This window comes from Alteromonas sp. 1_MG-2023, assembly GCF_030547075.1.
Classification (GTDB): domain Bacteria; phylum Pseudomonadota; class Gammaproteobacteria; order Enterobacterales; family Alteromonadaceae; genus Alteromonas.
Genome location: NZ_JAUOQH010000003.1, coordinates 99,167 through 118,166 on the forward strand (window position 1 = coordinate 99,167; position 19,000 = coordinate 118,166).

Below are 19,000 nucleotides of genomic sequence, written 5' to 3' on the forward strand. Positions count from 1 at the left end.
TATTGAAAGATAAATATTAGTAATTTTTGCATTGCATGTTGTATTGGTAGTTAGCTAGAAAAATAAAAAAACGGTGAACATATGCGGTTAACATTTTACGGCGTGAGGGGCTCTATTCCCACTCCAGGGGAAGCCTTTGCACGTTATGGTGGTAATACCGCATGTGTTCATATCGAATTAGCCGATGGTACTGATATCGTACTTGATTCGGGAACGGGCATTAGGATGTTGGGAAACAAACTTCGCGCTAAAGATAGCCCCGTTCACTTGTTACTCAGTCATAACCACTGGGATCATATACAAGGTTTTCCGTTCTTTAGTCCTATATTTCAAAAAGGTAGAGATATCTATATCTACCCAGGCCAAACGACCTTGCCTGAGTACGATAAAATTTTGAAACAAATGGAAGGTTCTACTTTTCCAGTACCCATTAGTGCATTGCAATCTAATATTCATTTAACCGTGATCCCCCCTGAACAAGACATTTGGGAAATTGGTAACGCTATTATACGTAGAATAGCCATCAACCACCCAGGGAAAGGCAGTGCATACAGTATTGAAGAACACGGCGTTAAAGTCGCGTACATTACTGATAATGAGCTCTATCCGCCTTATAAGAAAGAAACAGATTTTTTGACTTTTGTAGATTTTGCCCGTAATGCAGATATGATCATTCATGATGCACAATATATGTTGTCAGATATGCCTGCCAAAACAGGATGGGGACATTCTATTGCTGAAGAGGCGGTTAAACTTGCAATGGCAAGCAACGCAAAACATTTAGCGTTATATAGTCATGATCCAGATCGCACTGATCAGGATATTGATAAGGTGGTCGAACATTGCATGGAATATATCACTATTGCAGAATCGAACCTGACTATATTTGCATCGGCTGAAGGCCAGTCACTGGATTTCACTAAGTAAATAAATCATATATAACAAGATTCCTACTCAACGGAGAACACCAGTGTCAGTGTTTAAACCATTTCTATTATTGGTTGCAGTCAGCCTGTGCAGCGTAAATACTTATGCCCAAGAGCCTGTACAGAGCAAATCTGTGCAGAACGAAGATCTGCAAAAAGAGACGGTACAAGAAGAGCTTGCACCTACAGAACAAGAAAGTGAAGAGCAAGCTTCTGAAGATCTAGCGCCTGAAAATCAAGCTCCTGAAAATCAAGAAAGTGATATCGAAATTATCGATATCATCAAGCGAGATACAACTACTGAAAGCGCCCTCGATAACCGTCTTGAAGGCGATAAAGAAGCTATCGATAATGTCTTTGCTATCACCCAGCACAGGCAAAATTACTTGCTTCCAATGACTTATATTACCAACCCTAACTCGAATGGTAATGATGAGCTCACGGAAGAAAACGTAGACAAAAAAGAAGCTAAGTTTCAAGTAAGCGTGAAACTGCCACTGTATTTAGAAGATACTGGGTTTGACGGTATTTATCTTGGCTTCACACTGACATCATTTTGGCAATTATATAATAGCGAAGTATCTAAACCCTTTAGAGAAACTAATTACGAGCCTGAGATATTTTGGCAAGAAACCGCTGACTACTCTGTTTTAGGGTATAAATTTAATACCTTCCAACTGGGGTTCAACCATATGTCTAACGGGCAAAGTGGATTGAGTTCTAGAAGTTGGAATCGTATCTTTGCTTCAGTGGTCTTTAGCGATCAAGACGACATTTATTATCTTAAAACTTGGTATCGTATACCTGAAGACGAGAAAGACGATCCACTTGATGCCACCGGTGACGATAACCCAGATATCGAAAATTATTACGGCCGCATGGAGTTTGGTTACGGAAGAAAGCTTGGTAATTTTAAAGTAATGGCACTTTTGCGTAACAACCTTAACTTAGGCAATAACCGAGGTAGTATTCAAGTTGATTTAACCTACCCACTTACCGACCGTTACGAGCTACTTTTTCAATACTTTAACGGCTACGGTGACTCTTTGATTGACTATAACCGTTCGCAAGAGCGAGTTGGTCTAGGCTTTCAGCTATTGTTCTTATAGCATTTGACTAAGCTATTTTTTGTTAATAAAAGGCCTCATTCAGTAGGCCTTTTTTAGTCAAACGCACTGCCAATCAAAAATCTATACTTTTAAATAACGCCAGCCGCTTTGTACAGTTGTAGATGAACATCTACCAAGGCATCTATATCCCGCTGATACCCACCACCGATAACGGCCGCAATGGGCACGCCCATACGTTCAGCTAATGCGAACACCATCTCATCTCGAGCGCTAACGCCTTCGGTAGAGATGTTTAATAAGCCCAAGTCGTCATTAATGTGTATATCTACGCCAGCGTCATAAATAATCGCATCAGCTTGAAATTGCATCGACACCATGGCTAACGTTTCTTGCACGGTATCTAAATATTCGTCGTCTTCGCAGCCCTTAATCATGCCTATATCGATATTTGAATGCTGCTTCCGATGAGGAAAGTTTTTTTCACCATGAATTGAGACAGTAAAAATACTGACATCATTCTGAGCGAGTTTTGCCGTGCCATCACCTTGATGAACATCAAGGTCGATAATTAAAATATTATCTATACCTTTCTTTTTTTGCATAGCTTTTGCGGCTAAATACAAATCATTAAATAAACAAAAGCCAGAGCCAAAATCCGCAAATGCATGATGGTAACCTCCGGTTAAATTTAACGCCTTCCCATATTCCAGTGCTAGTTCCGCCGTTAGACAGGTGCCAGCCACTGCGGTAAGCGTGCGTTCGATAAGTTGATCAGACCAAGGAAAGCCAATACGCCTCATGGCTTTTTTATCTAATGTACCGCTAGTTAACTGCTGAACATAGTTTTTGTCAAAGTGAGACTCCAATTCCGTTATCGCTAGCGGCACAGGCTTAAAAAATACATCATCTGGTACACCGCCCAATGAAAGTGCGTTTCGAATGCCTTGATACTTATCGATAGGGAAGCGATGACGTTCAGGTAATTTCAGTTGGCTATAAATAGGGTGAAAAACCAGTGGGATCATAACGTCTCAATCACTACCTTGTTTTATTTGCGGATTAAACCATAGCGGATTTATAAAAAAACGGAGCATGCACTTATACTAGCTCACTTTCATTATACCCAATATCATGTATTAGCGGGTTAAACTGTTCACCACTTTTTCCACATTGACCGACATACTTTTCATCGACTCTGCCATGTCATCACGTTGCGCCAATTTATGATAGCGGTCGGACGATGCCACCACATTCGCAATAATACTTTCCACCTGCGACAACACTGTCTCTTGCTCGTCTGCGGCGTGATTAAGTGCTACCACCACACTGGCCGTTTCCTTAATATCCTCAACCACATTATTCAGGGTTTGTAATGCAATAGCAGCTTCAGCCGCATTGGTGTCTGAGAGCTGCTTACCTTCTTCCATGGCCAACACGGCTCCACGGGCTTCGGCTTCAAAACTACTAAGAATATCATTTATTTCTTTCGTCGATTGCTGTGTCTTCGCTGCCAACGCCCGCACTTCGTCTGCTACCACGGCAAAGCCTCTGCCATGCTCGCCTGCCCTCGCGGCTTCAATGGCAGCATTCAGTGCTAATAAGTTGGTTTGATCGGCAATTTCGTTAATCACATTAACCACTTTGAGAATATTTTTACTGCGGCTTTGTAGGTCGCTGACAATATCACTCGACTCAGTTACTGTTTTTGCTAGTTGCTTAAACCCAGTATTTGCACGCTCAAAAGTTGAATAGCAACTCGCTACGTTCTCTTCTGAATTTTTGGTAGCCACAGCCACTTGGTCCGTAATGGCGACCAAGTTCTGTACTATCCCTTTTAATTTATCAGTAGTGGCGTCTAACGATAGTGAAGCATCGCGCTGCTCTACCGCACCATCCATAATTGACTGCCCTACGTCGCCAAGGGCAACAAAAGCACGCTCCATTTCTAATTCGGTTTGATGCAACTGGGTAACCGAGGCTTTTAACTTGCTTTGTAATGCTCTAGCAGAGTCAGCCAAAATGCCAAGCTCGTGCCCACTTGCATACGTCAGCGAGTAATCGTACTGACTGGTAGCTAGATTAGAAATGCATGCAGCCACTTCACGGGTAGGGTTAATTACCTGCGTACGAAGACGACTAATTACATAAGTAACAGATAGCAGTGACAGCGCGATTGCGGCAAGCAGAATCAGCCATAACATTCTTCGCGTACCGTTTTTCAAATCAGTAATGGCTAGCTCAGATTGATGTGCTATTTCATCGGCAATGCTTTCAAGTAGTTTCGCAGGTTCACGGTCAATACCACGAACGTAGCTATCCCCTACTTTCGGGTCTAAACCCGATGCTATAAAAGCCGCATAGCCTTCTCGATACTTTTCAGCCATGTAGGCGTGCGCTGTTTGGAATTTTCGAATATCCGATTTGGCTTTGTCACTCACTACAGGGTTCGCCAACATTTGACTAAATTGCAGCTTTATCTCAGCTTCCCGCTTTTGAAAGCGAGACCAGTACTTTTCGCGATCGTCGTCGTTGTGCCCTCGCAGCAGTGTATTTTTCCACTCCTGAACTTGGGTTTTAAAGGTATTTAAAGTTGCGTTAACGTCACGCTCTGCCTGAACAAGTGTATGCTCTAGTGATTCGAAACTGCTTAACAGCGAGAAAGATTTATAGATGGATGCGGCGTTTAGAAAAACCAATAAACATAAGCTCGCAAGCACAGGGGTAATTACTAATCGACTGATACTGGTGTAATTGAACACAGCGGCTAACCTTTAGTCTAATGAAAATTCAAATATCGTGAAACGCCGCCATTAAATGTTATTTGTATGACAGAAACGTTACAAACAAGGTATCACCCTGAATACCTTTACCTATTCGTTAATACGTTAGAATTATAGACAAAAAAAAGGCCTTTCGGCCTTTTCTTATTCCCATTCAATCGTGGCTGGCGGTTTACCCGATATATCGTAAACAACACGGGAAATACCATCGATTTCGTTGATAATACGATTCGATACTTTACCTAAGAAGTCATAAGGTAAGTGCGCCCAGTGTGCGGTCATGAAGTCGATTGTTTCTACCGCACGTAGCGATACAACCCAATCGTATTTACGGGCATCACCCATTACGCCGACAGAGCGTACAGGCAAAAATACGGTAAAGGCTTGGCTTACTTTCTGATATAAATCGGCGTTGTACAATTCTTCAATGAAAATAGCGTCTGCGCGACGTAGTAAGTCGCAATACTCTTTTTTCACTTCACCAAGAACGCGTACACCTAAACCAGGGCCTGGGAATGGGTGGCGATAAAGCATGTCATACGGTAAACCTAGTTCAAGACCTATTTTACGTACTTCATCTTTGAACAACTCACGAAGTGGCTCTACAAGACCTAATTCCATATCATCAGGGAGCCCACCCACATTGTGGTGAGACTTAATCACATGGGCCTTACCTGTTGCAGAACCTGCAGATTCAATAACATCTGGGTAGATAGTGCCTTGGGCTAACCATTTCGCATTGGCAAGCTTTCCAGCTTCTTCATCGAACACACGGACAAATTCATTACCAATCGCTTTGCGCTTAAGCTCTGGATCTTCGATATCTTTTAATCGGCCTAAGAAACGCTCTTCCGCGTCAATACGAATGATATTGAGACCGAAATGGTCACCAAACATTTCCATTACTTGATCTGCTTCGTTCAAACGAAGCAAGCCGTTATCTACAAACACACAGGTGAGGTTTGCACCAATAGCACGGTGAAGCAGCATGGCAGTAACCGATGAATCGACGCCTCCCGATAAACCTAAAATGACGCGGTCGTCGCCAACTTTTTGTTGAATACGCGCAATCGCATCTTCAATGATGGCATCAGCAGTCCATAACTTTTCGCATTTACACACATCCATAACAAAGTGGCTAAGCAAACGCATACCTTGTTTAGTGTGGGTAACTTCAGGGTGAAATTGTACGCCGTAAAACTGTTTCTCTTCGTTGTACATAGCAGCATGTGGGCAAGATGCTGTTTGGGCAATGGTTTCAAACCCTTCAGGCACAGCGGCTACTTTATCGCCGTGGCTCATCCACACGTCAAGTAATGCATTACCATTCGCGCCGATGCTATCTTCAATATGACTAAGTAAAGACGTAGGCTTGATAACTTCCACCTGCGCGTAACCAAATTCTCGCTTGTCAGAGCCTAAAACACCGCCACCCAATTGGGCCGCCATGGTTTGCATACCGTAACAAATACCAAAAACAGGCACGCCAGCTTCGAACACGTATTCTGGAGCGCGTGGTGAGTTTTCTTCGGTCACCGATTCAGGGCCGCCCGACAAAATAATACCTTGTGGATTAAATTCTCGAATTTGCTCTTCGGTCACATCCCAAGCCCAAAGCTCACAATAAACGCCTATTTCACGTACACGGCGTGCTATCAGCTGCGTGTACTGTGAACCAAAATCTAAAATAAGAATGCGTTGGTCATGGATATTTGTGGTCATGTTTTTACCCGTTTTAAAATAGAACGAAGGCGGCAATGAGGCGGAAAGGTACCCGCCTCACGATGCGCTGTATATAGTTATATCTTGTCGCAAATCTAGCCTAGACGGTAGTTCGGCGCTTCTTTAGTAATGCTTACATCATGAACGTGAGATTCGCCCATACCTGCAGAGGTAACACGAACAAACTGCGCTTTTGTGCGAAGTTCATCAATACTGCCACAGCCGGTAAGCCCCATCGCTGAGCGTAGCCCGCCCATTTGCTGATGGATGATATTCGCAATAGGCCCTTTATAGGCTACTCGACCTTCAATGCCTTCAGGCACAAGCTTTTCGGCATTGTTTGATTCTTGGAAATAACGGTCAGATGAACCATGGTTTTGGTTCATAGCCCCAAGTGAGCCCATACCGCGGTACGATTTAAAGTAACGACCTTGATAAAGTTCAACTTCACCTGGCGCCTCTTCCGTTCCCGCTAGCATGCTACCTACCATTACGCAGCTTGCGCCAGCAGCTAGAGCTTTCGCAATATCACCAGAGAAACGAATACCGCCATCGGCAATAACCGGAATGTCAGTACCTGCAAGTGCATCTACCGCATCAGATACCGCAGTAATTTGTGGTACACCACAACCGGTAACAATACGGGTAGTACAAATTGAACCTGGACCTATACCTACTTTAACTGCATCTACGCCTGCATCAGCCAGTGCTTTTGCACCATCCCCTGTTGCCACGTTACCCGCAATAATTTGTACATCAGGATAATCAGTACGTACTTTCTTAACGCGATCAATAACGCCTTGTGAATGACCATGAGAGGTATCGATAAGTAAAACATCTACGCCGGCTTCAACTAAAAGCTTAATACGCTCATCAGTACCAGGCCCAACACTAACCGCAGCACCTACGCGTAATCGACCCAATGAATCTTTACAGGCATTCGGTTTGTTTTCGGCTTTTTGGAAATCTTTAACTGTAATAAGACCGGTAAGCTTGAACGCATCATCTACCACAAGAATTTTTTCAATGCGGTGTTCATGCATAAGATCGAGTACTTGATCTGAACTCGCACCTTCTTTAACAGTAACAAGGTCGTCTTTACCTGTCATAACATTGCTAATAGGCAGCTCAAGACGTTTTTCAAAACGTAAATCACGGCCAGTAACGATACCAATGAGGTTATTTTGATGGTCGGTTACCGGGAAACCAGAGTAACCAAGGCGCTTAGAAAGATTAATAACTTCGCCGATAGTGGCATCTTTAGCAACCGTAACGGGGTCTGATACCACGCCACTTTCGTACTTTTTCACTTCACGAACATGTTTTGCCTGTTGCGCAGGTTCCATGTTTTTGTGAATAAAGCCGATACCGCCCTCTTGAGCAAGTGCAATCGCTAGGCGCGCTTCAGAGACGGTGTCCATCGCCGCAGATACCATAGGGATATTTAACGTGACACCACGAGTTAGACGAGTTTGAAGTTTGGCAGTATGTGGAAGAACTGTCGAGTGGCCGGGAACCAGCAACACATCGTCGAACGTCAGGGCTTCTTGGATGATTCGTAGCATGCAACAACACCTATTCAGTTGAGGGTTAATTGCGGCGCAATTGTAGTGTTTTTTAGATTTCAGGTAAACTCTATTTTATTAAACCAGACGATTTTTTCTTATGTTTACATCTTCACCCTCTACATCGCGACAAATTTTAACAGTTACTAAGCTAAATCGGCTTGCTCGAACCGTGCTTGAAAGCGAAGTGGGACTTATATGGTTATCCGCTGAAATATCCAATTTTGTCAGTGCCGCTTCCGGTCATTGGTATTTCACGCTAAAAGATAATAAGGCACAAGTGCGTGCCGCCATGTTTAAAAACACTAATCGCACTGTAAAACAGCGCCCAAAAGAAGGCGATAAGGTACTAGTGCGTGCATCCGTGGGAATTTACGAAGCACGAGGCGACTACCAGCTTGTCATAGAGCATATGGAAAGCGACGGCGAAGGGGCATTACAGCAAGCCTATGAAGCTTTAAAAGCAAAGCTAAACGCTGAAGGCTTATTCAGTATCGAACGTAAACGCCCTATGCCAGAGGTTATCAATCGTATTGGTGTTATTACTTCATCAACGGGCGCAGCGCTGCATGATGTACTTAGTGTGTTAAAACGCCGTAGCCCGCAAACGGAAGTTATTGTTTACCCTTCTATGGTGCAAGGTGAAACCGCGCCAGCTCAGCTTATTAACGCCCTACGCACTGCGAATCAACGAAATGAAGTAGATGCTCTTTTGCTAACTCGTGGTGGTGGTTCTTTAGAAGATTTATGGTGTTTTAACAATGAAAACCTTGCTAGAGAAATCGCCGAGTCACAATTACCGTTAATTAGCGCCGTTGGTCATGAGGTTGATTTTACTATTGCTGATTTTGTTGCCGATTTACGCGCCCCTACTCCATCAGCGGCCGCTGAAATATTAAGTCAAGATACTAACGCGCTCAGTGAAAGCTTAGTACAGTACAAACAGCGATTAACTCGCGCCATGCTACAAAAACTCAGTCATTTAGCGCAACAGCATAAACTACAGCACCAACGTTTGCAGTCAGTGCATCCGCAAAGCAAAATACAAAATCAGTGGCAAGCCCTCGATAGGCTTCAATTACGTTTAAGCCATACTATCAATAACAAACTCGCAATCGAAAATAAACGGTTTGAATATGTTAATAATCGCTTGGCTCAGCAAAATCCCACTGAACGTGTAAATCAAGCTAAAGAGCGCATGGTCCAGACGCACAAAACGCTATGTAGCAACATGAAGCAACTAATGAATAGCAAGCAACAAGCATTTGCCGCAAAAGTCGGTTTATTACAGTCGATAAGTCCACTTTCTACACTTTCGCGAGGTTACAGTATTACTTTGTCTGATGGGGAAGCCCTAACCTCTGTCGAAAATGTAAAAGAAAACGATATCATTAAGTCTCGAGTGACTGATGGGGAAATAACCAGTAAAGTGGTGGGCATAAATCGTTAACAGTAAAGGCTGTTTTTTGTCTCTCTTTGTTTCCCGTTCAGTCTGGCTGTTAATAGCGCTGACTTTAGTAAGCGTAAAGGCAGCGTCTGATGAATCTGCGAGCACGTTTACGCAATCTCTTGATTTGTCGAATTCAACGGGCTTGTCTGAACCAACATCTGGGCCTGAGTCCACAGACGCGCCAGTTACGGCCATTCCTATTGCGGTATTTTCCACTTACCCTAGTGCAGCAATGTTGGGTTCCTGCGAATCTGAAGGGCCCCATTCAGAGTGTATTGAGGATTCCATCTCGCCAGACGCCTTTGTTTCTATTCTCACCAGTCAATCGTGGTTTACCGACGTAAAACCTTACGATAATGGCGTGGACTATGAACTACTGATTGCAAATGTGGCTAATCAAAATGAAGAAAAACTCACTAACACGGAAAATCACTTTACCGAGTTAACGTTGCAGTGGCGGGGTATTGAAATTGATTCTCGGGTTATTCAAACCCATGTGAATAGGAGTGCTGAAGCGCGGCAAAAAGCGCTTGAACCGTTAATATTATGGTATAAGCAAGCGACGGATCAGGCCATATTTTCCCCAACATTTTTATATAAAGCAGTTAACGCTAGCGACTACGATAACTACCTGAGCGTACCTGAGTCTTTAGGTGACTTTACTAGGTTAGATACTCAACTATATCCCGACCCTTTTAAAGGCTCTATCACGCGATATACCCACCCTGCTTATGAAGATGCCTTGGTTGATGTAACTGTGTACCCTATTTTAGCCAAGCTTGACGGCAATACGGCTAACAATGGGTTGCCTCGCAAAGCAGTCTCAAGCAAAAAAGCATTTAACGAGCAGGCATCCGCCGACGTATACAGCCTCGAAAACTCTGAAACTACCGATGCTATTCTTCACCAGCAATTAGATGAGGACTGGATTAAAGCAGATAAAGTCGCGCATTCCCGCAACCTTACACTTACTCAGCCGCAACCTGTATCGCCATTTGTAGTACAAGGCTTTGCAAATGGCTGGCGGCTATCGCTTAAAGCCGACTCTCCAGTTGACGATGCTATTTTTGCCACAACCTATGTGTTTAAGTACAACGACAAGATAGTGAAAGTAGCCACCACCTTCCCAAGCGACTTTTCAGATCCGTTAGCCAATGAACTTGTTGCGCATATCTCAGTGCCAGACGAATCTGTTCTAATGCAACAAGTTCGAGCCATGCTTAAATAAACAAAAAAGGTCGGCACTGGTTACAGTGCCGACCTTTCTCATATAAATATTGTCATTCACATGCTTTTACTTACCAGCAGCGCATCACAATTTAACGTAAAGTAATTCTAGTATTGCGACTACTTTTTCTTAGTGTGATAAGACAGTAAACGCTTTCGTTTACGCTCTTGAGTAAGGGTAAGCTTATTCTTTTTACCCTCAAACGGGTTGGCCCCTTCTCTGAACTCGATTCTGATCGGCGTACCCATAACTTGCAGCGCTTTACGGAAGTAATTCATTAAGAAGCGTTTGTACGAAGTAGGTAAATCATCAACTTGGTTACCATGAATAACAATTACTGGCGGATTGTAACCACCCGCATGGGCGTACTTCATTTTAACCCGACGACCGCGCACTAGCGGCGGCTGATGGTCATCCTGCGCCATTTCCATAATTTGAGTAAGCATAGAGGTATTAATACGCTTAGTAGCGCTTAAGTAAGCTTCTTGAACTGAAGCAAACAAGTTGCCTACACCGGTACCATGGGTTGCAGATATAAAATGCAAACGAGCAAAATCAATAAAACCTAAACGGCGATCGAGTTCGCGTTTTATATCGTTTTTAACATCTGTGCTAAGTCCGTCCCACTTATTCACTGCAATCACCAGTGAGCGGCCGGAATTTAACACGAACCCAAGCAGACTTAAGTCTTGATCGGTAATGCCCTCTCGAGCATCTATAACCATCAGCACAACGTTTGCTTCGTCAATGGCCTGCAAGGTTTTTACGATAGAGAACTTTTCAACCGCTTCGTTAACCTTTCTGCGTTTGCGCACACCCGCAGTATCGATGAGAATATATTCACGTTCGTCACGCTCCATTGGAATGAAAACGCTGTCGCGAGTAGTACCCGGAAGATCGTAAACTACAACACGCTCTTCACCTAAGATACGGTTTGTTAGCGTCGACTTACCCACATTAGGCTTACCAACAATAGCTAATTTAATCGGCTGTTCTTGCAGACGCTTGAGCTGCTCTTCGGCATCAATTTCTTCTTCTTGTACTTCTTCAACAATACGCATGTCGGGAAAAGTTGCTTCAAGTGGCACTAGAGCATCTTGAAGCAGTTGACTTACACCACGCCCGTGGGCTGCCGCAATCTGCTTAACCGTACCTAAGCCAAGAGCGTAGAAGTCGGCACTTTCGCTATCGCCATCAATGCCGTCAACCTTATTTGCGACCACTAACACTTTTTTGTTGAGCCGACGAATATGGTCAGCGATACCTTGGTCTGCAGGTAATAGTCCTGCTCTGGCATCAACAAGTAACAAGACGACATCGGCTTCTTCAATGGCTAAAAGCGACTGCTGCGCCATTTCAGCATCAATACCTTCTTCGTCACCCGTAATACCGCCGGTATCCACCACGATGAATTGACGCTGCTCAAACTTAGCCTGACCATACTTACGGTCACGGGTAAGCCCCGGATAATCAGCGACCAGCGCATCACGTGTATTAGTTAAACGATTAAACAAGGTGGACTTACCCACATTAGGGCGGCCTACCAAAGCAACAACGGGTAACATGTATCAGATCCTAAAGGAAAAAAAGCTAAAAAACACAAACCGCAAGTAAGCATAGCCTACTTGCGGTCAGAGTGTGATTGGGCATTATACCTGTTTAGGTATGATGCGTCAGCCTAACCAAAGATATTAGGCCAACAATCTAACAAATTGTAGTGTTTGTTGGGCAAGTTGTAATGCTCAACAACTTATAGTGTAGAAATAGCTGCCACTACGCCATTGCGGGTCATGGTTATCACTACGCCATCAACGTTCAACGGTGCATCGAAAATAGCGTCGTCTTCATCATCGCCACCTACATCTACACGGGCAACAATTTCGCCAGTCTCTTGTTCAATCCAATGAACAAAACCCCAGTTATCACCCACAACAATGTAGTCGCCTACAGGTGTGGCAGCAGTTACTGAACGAGACTTCAAGCTACCTTGTGACCATAGCTCTACACCGTTACGTCTGTCTAAGGCATAAATATTAGAGTTGTTATCAACAACAAAAATACTATTACCTTCAATACTTAGGTTGCGATACGAGCCGTACTCACGCTTCCAAATAACGCGACCACTGCGAAGCTCTACCGCCGCTAACGTGCCATTGTACGAAACCGTATAAATAGTGCCGCCAAATAAAACTGGTGTGGTGTCGATATCAACAATACGCTCTAATTCTGTCGCGCCGGTAGGTGTGCCAATAACGGTTTCCCAAGCCAACACGCCGGTATCAATTAGGTTAACTTGCAACTTACCGGTAGGCGTTCCAATTAGTGCACCACCATTTGACGCTACTGGACCAGAAATACCGCGAAGGGTTAATGGAGGTGTATCACCTTCATGTCTCCACAGTTGCTCACCAGTACGGGTATTGAAGCCAAACAAGGTTCCAGCGCCTGTATTAACCACTAAAATACCACCATCAGCAGAAGGTGCAGCTAACACTTCACCAGGAATAGACGCTTCCCACTGAGTCTCACCCGATTCGATATCAAGGGCCATCACAATGCCATTTTCGGTGCCAACAAACACCAATCTGTCAGCAACTGAAATACCACCTATGCGAGCACTCGCACCGCTGCGCCAAAGACGTGCGATAGAATCCCACCAACCATCACCTTCAAATACGGCGAAGTTACGTTCCCACAACAGCTCGCCATTTTCAGGGTTCATAGCAACTACGCTACCATGGCGATCAGCGGCATAAAGATTGTCGTAAGCGTACACAGGACGAAGACGAGAAAAATAGTGATCAACACCATCACCGATGTCTCTATCCCATTTAACGGAAGGCGTAAATTTCGCTTCAATTGGTTTTAATCGACGAATCTCAAGCTCTTCTTCATCTGCAAACCAATCAGATACGGTAGAACAACCAGAAAGCGTTACAGAAATGGCCAATGCCATTCCTATCACTCGGGCAAATCGGCCCTTACGGCCACACGTATTGTGAAACAAATTGCTTACCTCTTTATTTTTATGTACCAGCTTATTGGCCCGCGGCAACGGCTAAGTTGTCTAACTTCATTTGCAACAGCGGGTTGTTGGCATTTTTTTCAAGCGCGCCTGAGTAGGCTAAACGAGCATCATCAAATTTACTTTGTTGCTGATATACATCGCCTTTCAGTTCAGACACTTCAGCAGCAAATGCTTCGTTTGTAATATTGCCTAGCGTAGACAACGCTGCGTCTAGCTGGTTCATTTCAATTTGCACTCGTGTTAAACGAATGGCTGCAAGAGCTTTTAATTCTTCGTTTTCAGCAAAAGTAACCACACGGTTTAAGTGCGAAGCTGCAGCATCTAAATCACCCGCATCTACCGCTTGCTTAGCTGCTAGCAAACTTGCCACACTGGCGTAACCTGTGTCTTCATTAGCGCTAATAAACGCGGCTATTTTTTCGGCACTACCTTCTTCACCATAAGTCTCTACTGCATTTTGATAATCTACTGATGCGGCTTCTTTAGTTGCCATTTGGCTATCAGAATAATATTGCCAGCCAAATAGACCGCCTAACCCCAATGCAGCACCTACAATAATGGCGGTACCGTGTTCTTTCCAAAAGCGTTTAATCGCTTCGACTTGTTGATCTTCTGTTGCGAATTGTTCCATGATTTCCTCTTATTATGCGTTCAGCAGGTCGGCAATTGTGCTCGACAACGCACCAAAAGCGATTGTCTGTTGCTCTTGACCATCACGCAACGGCTTTACTGCCACTTCACGTGATTGCATTTCTTGTGACCCCAACAACAAGGCAAAACTCGCCCCTGTTTTGTCAGCGCGTTTTAATTGTTTTCTAAAGTTTCCGCCGCCACAATGCATCATTACTCGTACATTTGGCAATGCATCACGAAGATGTTCTGATACTTCAAGCGCATAGGCCTGAGTGTCGTCGCCCATTGCGGTAACGTACACATCGGCACTGCTGGTATCTAGTGCGTCTTCATTCAGCGTAGTAAGTAAGAGTACTAAGCGTTCCATACCCATGGCAAAACCCACGGCTGGTGCTGCTTTTCCGCCTAGTTGCTCCACCAAGCCATCATAACGACCGCCAGCACATACTGTGCCTTGTGAACCCAAACTTTCTGTCACCCACTCAAAAACCGTGCGATTATAATAATCTAGCCCGCGCACTAAGCGAGGGTTAATTTCAAAGGCAATACCTGCCTGTGTTAAGCGTTCGCATAAATTATCAAAATGGGTTTTAGATTCTTCATCTAAATGATCTAGCAAAGATGGCGCATCCGCAATGGCCGCTTGCACATTGGGGCTCTTGCTATCAAGAACGCGAAGTGGGTTTGACTCTAACCGGCGAAGCGATTCTTCGTCTAGCTTATCGGCACGTTCTTTCAAATAGCCAATTAAGGTTTCACGATAGGCCTGACGGGCTTCGTTCGAACCTAAAGAGTTAATTTGCAACGTAACGTGCTTTTCAATACCAAACGCTTTCCATAGTCGAGCGCTTAATAAAATAACTTCTAAATCGATATCTGGGCCATCAAGGCCGTAGGTTTCAACACCGAACTGGTGAAACTGGCGATAACGCCCTTTCTGAGGACGTTCGTGGCGGAACATTGGCCCCATGTACCACAAGCGCTGCTGTTGGTTGTACAACAAACCATGTTCATTACCTGCACGTACCGTGCTGGCGGTGCCTTCAGGGCGAAGGGTTAAGCTGTCACCGTTTCTGTCTTCAAAGGTATACATTTCCTTTTCGACAATGTCGGTCACTTCGCCAATAGAGCGCTTGAACAAGTCAGTGCTCTCTACAATAGGCGTACGAATTTCTTGATAGCCATAACTGGCTACCACTTGACGGAGTACAGATTCTACTTTCTGCCATGTACCGGATACTTCCGGCAGGCAATCATTCATTCCGCGAATTGCCTGAATAGTCTTAGCCACGTGAAATTCTCATACTGCTAAATAGTGAAAAGCCCCGCATTATAGGGGCTTTGAAGATAAACAACAATCGTACAGGCTTAGTCTTTCACCGATACCTGTATTTTGTTGGCTTCGCTCATACGGGTTGCTTTGGCACGAATTCTTGCTTCAAGCTTATCGATAAGGTCATCGTTGGCTAATCGCTCTTTCACGCGCTTACCATCTTCGTATAACCCGCTCATGTTTCTGGCGCCCGTTAAGCCTAAATCTGATACCTCAGCTTCACCTGGTCCATTAACAACACAGCCGATAATAGACACATCCATTGGCGTAAGAATATCTTCTAGACGTTGCTCTAACGCGTTCACGGTGCCAATAACATCGAACTCTTGTCTTGAACAACTTGGGCACGCGATAAAGTTAATACCACGAGAACGAATGCGAAGAGATTTTAAAATATCAAAACCCACTTTAATTTCTTCAACCGGGTCGGCAGCCAGGGAAATACGAATAGTATCGCCGATGCCTTCGGCTAACAGCATACCTAGACCCACTGAACTTTTTACTGCGCCAGCACGTTGACCGCCCGCTTCGGTAATACCTAAATGAAGTGGCTGATCGATTTGCTGTGCTAATAGTCGATAAGCACCTACCGCCAGAAAGACATCAGAGGCTTTAACACTCACTTTAAACTGGTCGAAGTTAAGCTTATCGAGAATATCGACATGTCGCATGGCCGACTCAACCAAGGCTTCGGGCGTAGGTTCACCGTACTTTTCTTGTAAGTCTTTTTCCAGCGATCCCCCATTCACACCAATACGAATGGGGATGTTCTTGTCTTTAGCGCAATCAACAACAGAACGTACACGTTCCATATTGCCGATATTACCTGGGTTAATTCGCAAACAATCAACACCGTATTCGGCCACTTTAAGCGCTATACGGTAATCGAAATGAATATCAGCGACCAAAGGCGTGCTAACTTGCTTACGAATTTCTTTGAATGCTTCAGCGGCGTCCATGGTAGGCACGGACACGCGAACAATTTCGCCACCCACGGCGACAATACGATTAATTTGATCAACCGTCGCAGCCACATCAGTGGTACGAGTATTCGTCATAGATTGAACGGCAATGGGCGCGCCATCGCCAATAGGAATATTACCTACATTAATACGCGTCGACTTTCTGCGTTTAATAGGGCTTTCTGCAAACATCTAATTACCTACATAGGAAGCGAAAATCGTGCTATCTGGCCATTTTGAAAGGCCGTGATATCCACGGGGTCGCCATTAACTGATATACGTACATTATCCGGTTTGCCGAGTGTAACTGCAACAGGAGGCACACCTTGAATTTCCATTACGCGGCCAGATTGCTTAACACCGTACGCAATTGCTTCCCCAGTGGCGTCTTTTATATTCACCCAGCAATCATCATCAAAAGTAAATGTCATTGATATAGGCACTGCCCCGCTCTGACTGCCTGAGGCTGAAGAATTGCTAGCGGCCTGACTACCAATGCGTAATTCGCCATTATCTGAATCACTCACCAATGCAGTAAGGTTGTTACTTTCATTGATACCTGCTGAAGCAGGAAGATTATCTTGGCTTGAATTACTTGATGTTGATTCACTTTCAGGCAAATTCAGCACATCTCGGCTATTAGCCGGTAGAGGGGTGCCTTGGTTAGTAGTACTCTGGCTACTGTTTGCATCACCGCTTTGAGGAAACGTATTACTAGAAGTACTGGTGCCATTCAACGTACCAGAATTACTATTACGTGCGGTCGCAATAGGGGTATTCGACGCTTCTTCTTTAATTCTATCAAGATTAGGCGTTTCAACAATAGCGTCGTCACTAGGTTGCTGTACCCACCACGCCACAATACCACCGATTATCAGCAACAAAATAACATAAGTCACCATCATCCAGCGGTCATCGTGTGTCTGTTTTGCGACACGACGTGAAAAACTTTGCAGCTTTGCTGGTGGCTCTACGCTGGTATGATACTTCTCAAACGCGGCAACAACCTGTTCGGCATTTAGCCCTAGTTGTTTCGCATAGTTTCTTACATAGCCCTTGGTGAAAGTAATAGATGTGGTTTTATCCACAGCATCTTCTTCTAAGGCATTGATTTGCGAGACTTTCAAGAAAAGCTTATCAGCAATTTGCTGCTGAGTTAGCCCTAGCGATTCCCGTCGCTCTCGAAGCATTTGTCCTGGACTTAACACAGTAGATTCTTGTGCTACGCCTGCTTCTTCAGTCGCTTGTTGTTCTGACACCATTCGACTTCCTATTCCCCTTGCATGTTGTGTGGTACTAACCAAAGCTTCATACCGGCAAAAATCGAGCCAGCATTTTCAATGTTATTCCACTCCTTCAGCGAGGTAATTTTAATGTTATGCATTAGAGAAATACGATAAAGGTTTTCGTTAGCCTTTACTATGTGGAATTGCTTTTGATCAGAAGATGTCTCCTGATTTGTCTCTGCATCGTCTGAGCTTGAGACCGCTTCAATAATAGTATCTTCCCCTTTTACTTTTCGTTCAACCTGAGGCGTATACTGGGCAAGTATATTTTTGTATTTGGTTGTATACGAACTATCAGGGAATAAGGTTGATAGTTTATACCCAACTTCCTTTGCGCCTTCCCAGTCGTTAGAGCCCCTTTGTATTTCAAAGGCTAGCCATAAAGAGTCAGGGGATGGTTTGGCCACACGCTGGTATTTATCTAACGTATATTTTGCTGACGTCCACTGCTCGGTAGCCACGTAAAGTTCAGTAAGTAGGTATAAACTTTTGCCCCGTAAAGGCTGATGTTTTAGTGCGCTCTGAAAGTAAGTAATAGCATCATCGATATTCCCTTGGCTTTGGGCACATAATGCTAAATTTTCGTAGGTTTCTGCTGAATTAGCATATTGCTGATTACTTACCGCTTTAAGGAAATAATGTTTAGCGCCATCGTAATCGCCGTCTTGGCACTTGAACGCGCCATAGCTGTTCGCAATGTCACCGTCTGTGGGTGCTAATGACATCGCGGTTTGATATAAATCATCTGCGCGCTGCGAATCCCCTACTAGCTGATAGTAATACGCGATAGCGTAATTAACCTTAGCAGAACGGGGGTCATACTCTAACGCCTGATCTAAATTAACTTTAGCTTGTTGGTAGTTATTGTTTTTAAGGTAAGTTAACCCTAAAGACATACGAGTTTTAGCAGCTTCTTGACGATCAAAGTTACTGTTGTAACTTCCTGGTTGTGAGTTGCTTACGCATCCTGACAAAAAGACTACCGCTGCTATCAATCCTATTCGCATGTTATTACCC

The 19,000-nt window shown here is 44.2% G+C and carries 15 protein-coding genes; 4 read left to right on the forward strand and 11 right to left on the reverse strand.

What is annotated here, in order from left to right:
• The first annotated feature begins 81 nt into the window (after positions 1-81).
• Positions 82-927: an MBL fold metallo-hydrolase gene (locus Q4561_RS04135; protein ID WP_303457781.1), complete on the forward strand. Its 846-nt coding sequence runs from the start codon at positions 82-84 to the stop codon at positions 925-927.
• A 43-nt stretch (positions 928-970) separates the two neighbouring features.
• A complete protein-coding gene (locus tag Q4561_RS04140; RefSeq protein ID WP_303457783.1) occupies positions 971-2,035 on the forward strand; it encodes a phospholipase A in 1,065 nt (354 codons plus the stop codon).
• 89 nt (positions 2,036-2,124) lie between these two features.
• Here Q4561_RS04140 and Q4561_RS04145 read toward each other — a convergent pair whose 3' ends face one another.
• The 4 genes from Q4561_RS04145 to guaB form a co-directional block, all read right to left on the reverse strand.
• Entirely contained in the window at positions 2,125-3,021 is an 897-nt protein-coding gene (locus Q4561_RS04145; protein WP_303457784.1) for a histone deacetylase, read from the reverse strand.
• A 111-nt stretch (positions 3,022-3,132) separates the two neighbouring features.
• A complete protein-coding gene (locus Q4561_RS04150; RefSeq protein WP_303457785.1) occupies positions 3,133-4,755 on the reverse strand; it encodes a methyl-accepting chemotaxis protein in 1,623 nt (540 codons plus the stop codon).
• Between the two features lie 165 nt (positions 4,756-4,920).
• Entirely contained in the window at positions 4,921-6,498 is a 1,578-nt protein-coding gene (gene guaA, locus Q4561_RS04155; protein WP_303457787.1) for a glutamine-hydrolyzing GMP synthase, read from the reverse strand.
• Between the two features lie 95 nt (positions 6,499-6,593).
• Positions 6,594-8,063: an IMP dehydrogenase gene (guaB, locus tag Q4561_RS04160; protein WP_303457789.1), complete on the reverse strand. Its 1,470-nt coding sequence runs from the start codon at positions 8,061-8,063 to the stop codon at positions 6,594-6,596.
• 100 nt (positions 8,064-8,163) lie between these two features.
• Here guaB and xseA point away from each other — a divergent pair, with 100 nt between their 5' ends.
• Both xseA and Q4561_RS04170 read left to right on the forward strand, forming a co-directional pair.
• The gene (gene xseA / locus Q4561_RS04165) at positions 8,164-9,513 is read left to right on the forward strand and encodes an exodeoxyribonuclease VII large subunit (protein WP_303457791.1); all 1,350 of its coding nucleotides are present in this window, start codon (positions 8,164-8,166) and stop codon (positions 9,511-9,513) included.
• 16 nt (positions 9,514-9,529) lie between these two features.
• Positions 9,530-10,741: a hypothetical protein gene (locus Q4561_RS04170; RefSeq protein ID WP_303457792.1), complete on the forward strand. Its 1,212-nt coding sequence runs from the start codon at positions 9,530-9,532 to the stop codon at positions 10,739-10,741.
• A 119-nt stretch (positions 10,742-10,860) separates the two neighbouring features.
• On the opposite strand, the gene der is transcribed toward Q4561_RS04170, so the two are convergent.
• The 7 genes from der to pilW all read right to left on the reverse strand — a co-directional run bounded on the left by der (position 10,861) and on the right by pilW (position 18,990).
• A complete protein-coding gene (gene der, locus Q4561_RS04175; protein WP_303457793.1) occupies positions 10,861-12,306 on the reverse strand; it encodes a ribosome biogenesis GTPase Der in 1,446 nt (481 codons plus the stop codon).
• Between the two features lie 185 nt (positions 12,307-12,491).
• Positions 12,492-13,748 carry an outer membrane protein assembly factor BamB gene (gene bamB / locus Q4561_RS04180; RefSeq protein WP_303457794.1) on the reverse strand — a complete coding sequence of 419 codons (1,257 nt, stop codon included), beginning with the start codon at positions 13,746-13,748 and terminating at the stop codon, positions 12,492-12,494.
• A gap of 31 nt (positions 13,749-13,779) precedes the next feature.
• Positions 13,780-14,400, reverse strand: coding sequence for a tetratricopeptide repeat protein (locus tag Q4561_RS04185; RefSeq protein ID WP_303457796.1), 621 nt, complete (start codon positions 14,398-14,400; stop codon positions 13,780-13,782).
• Between the two features lie 12 nt (positions 14,401-14,412).
• A complete protein-coding gene (gene hisS / locus Q4561_RS04190; protein WP_303457797.1) occupies positions 14,413-15,693 on the reverse strand; it encodes a histidine--tRNA ligase in 1,281 nt (426 codons plus the stop codon).
• Between the two features lie 77 nt (positions 15,694-15,770).
• Positions 15,771-16,889, reverse strand: a complete 1,119-nt coding sequence (ispG, locus tag Q4561_RS04195; RefSeq protein ID WP_013783286.1) for a flavodoxin-dependent (E)-4-hydroxy-3-methylbut-2-enyl-diphosphate synthase — start codon at positions 16,887-16,889, stop codon at positions 15,771-15,773.
• An 8-nt stretch (positions 16,890-16,897) separates the two neighbouring features.
• Positions 16,898-17,959 carry a RodZ domain-containing protein gene (locus Q4561_RS04200; RefSeq protein WP_303457798.1) on the reverse strand — a complete coding sequence of 354 codons (1,062 nt, stop codon included), beginning with the start codon at positions 17,957-17,959 and terminating at the stop codon, positions 16,898-16,900.
• An 8-nt stretch (positions 17,960-17,967) separates the two neighbouring features.
• Positions 17,968-18,990: a type IV pilus biogenesis/stability protein PilW gene (pilW, locus tag Q4561_RS04205; protein ID WP_303457800.1), complete on the reverse strand. Its 1,023-nt coding sequence runs from the start codon at positions 18,988-18,990 to the stop codon at positions 17,968-17,970.
• Positions 18,991-19,000: the final 10 nt, after the last annotated feature.